We start from the raw sequence: 4,050 nt of genomic DNA, 5'->3' as shown, positions 1-4,050 counted from the left end.
CCAATCTGAAATAAAACGTCAGTTGGTCTTTTGGATTCTTAAATTAGGTTTTAATCATTTATTTTACTTAAGCAATACAAATAGACTTTTTATCACTTAGAAAACATTCTAATAGGCTCCTAGAGGCTGAGAATGCAGTCAAGAGTATCTTGGAATATCGGACTGAACGTAGAGAAGGAGAATATGCCGAGAAAGGCTCTTGATGGAATGAAAGCCTAACACTTTTGTGCTGCTCCTACATAGTAGGGGCTTGCCTAACGGCAAGTGTGGGGTTTGGGGTGAAACCCCATTCTTAATTTAGGGGTCAACACCCTTTTCAAAGGGGGTGTGGGTGAATGCGAAGCAGAGGGCTACGCCCTGCTCCATGCAATGGCATGCTTCTTTACATCGTAAAGAGTAGTATGTTACACTTCATATAGATTTTTAATCAATATGAAGCATTTTGGTGCCATTTTTGAACCACTTTGACACCAAAAATAGCACCAATTTATTTAGATATGAGGAGTGAAATTTATGAGCTATGCAATCCTTAGAACTCAAAAGATGAAATCAACTGTAATTAACAAATGCCAAAGGCATAATCAACGAGAAAACAAGAATTACTCTAACAAAGATATAAATTTCAATAAAACTAATTTAAATTATGATTTGCATAATAATTACAATATAGTTTACATAGACGAAATAAACAAAAAAATAAAAGAAAGATATACAGGAACAAAAGCAATAAGAAAAGATGCTGTTTTGAATGTTGAATGTCTTATAACATCTGATTCAGAATTTTTTAAAACAATAGGATCTGATGAAACTAAAAGATTTTTTAAAGAATCTTATGAATTTATTAAAAGTGAATTTGGAAAAGAAAATATAATTTATGCAAATGTACATATGGATGAAACTACTCCTCATATGCATTTAGGTTTTACTCCTATAACTTCTGATGGTCGACTTAGTGCTAAAGAATGGTTAGATGGAAAGAAAAAGCTTACACAGCTTCAAGATAAGTTCTTTAGCTACTTAACAAACAAAAATTTCGATTTAGACAGAGGTGTTTCATCCAAAGAAACTAACTCTAAGAATATTAAAATTCAAACTTTAAAAAAGAACTCTCTTAAGGAATTAAATGAAATAAATAGATATCTTGAAGATAAAAGAGAAGAGTATCAAACAGTAACTCAAATTCTATATAAAAATTCATTAGATATATTACAGATTAATGCTATCCAATGTGAGGATGCATCAACTTTATTTAAAAAGGATTCAGAACACATTAAAATTAAAAAATCTGATTTTGAAAAGTTGAGAAAATCTGCAATTAAAGCATATGAACAACATAATTTATATGCAACTGTAAGTAATCAGCTGGAGTCTCAGGAAAAATTAAAAGATACCTATAAAAAACAAAGTGAAGAGTATTATAGAAAATGGCAAAGTGAAATTTATGAAAAAAATAATTGTGTTCATAAAATGAAACAATCACACAAAAAAGAATTAGATTTATATAAAAATGAGTTAGGTTATTTAAAAAAGTTTATAAGGGAAAATGGAATTGAAATCAATTTTGAAAAGTTTAAGGAAAAAGAAAAATTCAAAAATAAGCTTCAGATTGAAAAAATGAAAAAAACAAAAAATAAAGATTATAATTTAGAGTTATGATTAAAATACACTCAAGCGAGCATTAATGTGTAATTATACTTACATTCCTACACGCAAACGTGCAATTTTTTCTAAAAGGTGGTAGAGCTATGAACCCTAAATTCGAAGGATTAATTTCTTTAAAAGATGCATCAATTAAATTTAACAAAGATGAATCTACATTGAGAAGAAATATAAAAAACAAAAAGTTTATTGAAGGTGAAGACTGTATAAAGTTTGGTACTACTTGGGTATTTGATATAAATGCTCTTGAAAGAGAGTATAGGCGAGATACTCCATATTTAAATCTAAACATATTTTAATCTAAAAAAGATGTAGGTACATTTGTTTTTACAAAAGGCTACCTACATCTTCTAAAATTCTAATTTTTACAATTTTTATTTCTTTCATATAAAATATATATTCCAGTTATAATTAGTATAACAAAATAAGTATATGTAACTTTATCAAGCCCGTTAAAATATATCATGGTAAATAAATTTAAAATTATCAAAATAAATGAAAAACAAAATTTTGTTTTCTTTGATAATAATTTATTTTTAAAAATAATTGGTAAAATCATAATTGTGGAAATATATGCTATAAAATGAAAAAGTAATTCATTATTATCGATTAAATATTTCATCTATGGATATTCCTTTCGAAATTAATATCTTTTACCTTTATCTGAGACTGATTTAATGAATTTACCATCTCCATAAAATGTTGTTACCCTCTCATAATGATTATATCTACCATCTGAACCATATCTTATTTTATAACTTATTTTAAGTTTATCATATTTACCTGCAACTGCGGCAGCAATCACAGCAGCGGCACCAACAGGAGTCCATCCTGCTTTTAATGCAATCAAACCAGCTATACTAGCTGTACCTAATCCACCTGTGTTTATATACATTGTATTATATTGCCATTTTCCCCATTTAACTGCGGCTCTACTAGTATTAATTTCAAATTTTTCTAAACTATTATCATTACTTTCATAACTCTCACTACTAATAATAGAAATCTTTTTCCCATCTATATATGTTTCATTGTCTATATCTTCTAGTACATTTAGAACGTTTCCATCTAATGATTTAATTGTCATTGTAGTTTTATTACCATCTACAACTTTATCATATATAACTCCTAGATTTTCATCAGTGTAAGACTCTGTGTAAGGCTCTGTTGATTTTTCACTTGTATGATATGTATCAATATTGTTAGTATTGTTAGTTTGTGCGTTTGCAGTTGTTGTTAATAATGGGAGACTAGCAATGACTCCTATTAATGCTAGTGAAATACTTTTAGTAGCTCTTTTTTTAAAACTCATAAATATTCCTCCAAATATATTATTTTTTTAAAATATTCTGCACTATTAGACAAAAATCCTTTTAATATTATAATTATGTCGTCCTCTACCTTATTTAAATATTTACTAAATTGACTTTTAAACTTAAATTCGCTATATTTATACCAGATATAATGTGAACCATTTGAACCAATAAATGAACCAATAAAAAAAGTGCTATAGCTTTAAACAGCTATAGCACTTTTTTTATTGGTTCTTCTTCTTTGAATTTCTGTTTATCTGTTTTTATGTTTTCTCTTTCTCTCAATTCTTTAAATTTATCAAATTGATTTCTATAAAAATAGTCTTTATTTTCTTTTTGAGTCACTATAATATTTCCATTAAATTTACACATCTTTTTATCTTCCCCATATGAAGTCCAAGCTACTTCATGATTTACTATGTACACGTTAGATGTTCCACTCTTTAAAACATCTATAAATCCATTATCTTTTAATAATTTTATTGCCCTTGAAACTGTTGGTTTACTTATTTCAAAATAATCCATAAAAACTGCATATGAGCAGCATAAAGCATTATGATAGTCCATATGTTCCATTATAAAATTTAATATACTACTTGCAATTCCACTTTTTTTCATTAACCATCTAAGTTCAGGCATATGATCCCTATACATTTGCACAAAATTATTATTTTTTTCCATCTTAATTCCCCCTTAGTTATCATACTGTGATACTTATAGTTATCTTTTTTGATACCTCTGTTATCATTATACTATACTCAATAATGATTCCGCAAGTATCATTATTTTTCAAAAAGTTTCGTATTGGTATCATAAGCTATGATACCAATAGGTATCACAGTATGATAACTATTAAATCTTAAAACTACTGAAAATACTATATTTTTAATCTGTTCTCTTCTGTGTATCTGTTATAAGCTTTTGGGAGCATATATGCGACCTATGATTTTAAGACCTTGGGGCATTCCCCAAAACCCCACTACCGCCATCCTTATTTATTTCAGATTGGAGTAAAAAACAACTCCAATCTGAAATAAAACGTCAGTTGGTCTTTTGGATTCTTAAATTAGGTTTTAAT

General features: G+C 27.8%; 4 protein-coding genes. 2 read left to right on the top strand and 2 right to left on the bottom strand.

Features of this window, described 5'->3' with window-relative positions:
- Positions 1-513 precede the first annotated feature (513 nt).
- Together mobV and RWY47_RS05265 are read left to right on the top strand one after the other, a co-directional pair.
- Positions 514-1,656 carry a MobV family relaxase gene (gene mobV / locus RWY47_RS05270; RefSeq protein ID WP_316030264.1) on the top strand — a complete coding sequence of 381 codons (1,143 nt, stop codon included), beginning with the start codon at positions 514-516 and terminating at the stop codon, positions 1,654-1,656.
- An 89-nt stretch (positions 1,657-1,745) separates the two neighbouring features.
- Positions 1,746-1,958, top strand: coding sequence for a hypothetical protein (locus RWY47_RS05265; RefSeq protein WP_223917890.1), 213 nt, complete (start codon positions 1,746-1,748; stop codon positions 1,956-1,958).
- A 344-nt stretch (positions 1,959-2,302) separates the two neighbouring features.
- Here RWY47_RS05265 and RWY47_RS05260 read toward each other — a convergent pair whose 3' ends face one another.
- Both RWY47_RS05260 and RWY47_RS05255 read right to left on the bottom strand, forming a co-directional pair.
- A complete protein-coding gene (locus RWY47_RS05260) occupies positions 2,303-2,971 on the bottom strand; it encodes a hypothetical protein (protein ID WP_223917889.1) in 669 nt (222 codons plus the stop codon).
- Between the two features lie 211 nt (positions 2,972-3,182).
- A complete protein-coding gene (locus tag RWY47_RS05255; protein ID WP_223917888.1) occupies positions 3,183-3,653 on the bottom strand; it encodes a helix-turn-helix domain-containing protein in 471 nt (156 codons plus the stop codon).
- Between the last annotated feature and the right edge of the window lie 397 nt (positions 3,654-4,050).

Origin of the sequence: Paraclostridium sp. MRS3W1, from assembly GCF_032465715.1 — a bacterium.
GTDB classification, from domain to species: Bacteria; Bacillota; Clostridia; order Peptostreptococcales; family Peptostreptococcaceae; genus Paraclostridium; species Paraclostridium dentum.
Note: the sequence above shows the minus strand (reverse complement) of the source record. Positions and strands in the feature narration are given on the sequence as shown.

What these genes read in the sequence shown, in the direction of transcription:
- mobV (WP_316030264.1), top strand. Translation starts at nt 514, where the DNA reads ATGAGCTATGCAATCCTTAGAACTCAAAAGATGAAATCAACTGTAATT.
- RWY47_RS05265 (WP_223917890.1), top strand. Translation starts at nt 1,746, where the DNA reads ATGAACCCTAAATTCGAAGGATTAATTTCTTTAAAAGATGCATCAATT.
- RWY47_RS05260 (WP_223917889.1), bottom strand. Translation starts at nt 2,971, where the DNA reads ATGAGTTTTAAAAAAAGAGCTACTAAAAGTATTTCACTAGCATTAATA.
- RWY47_RS05255 (WP_223917888.1), bottom strand. Translation starts at nt 3,653, where the DNA reads ATGGAAAAAAATAATAATTTTGTGCAAATGTATAGGGATCATATGCCT.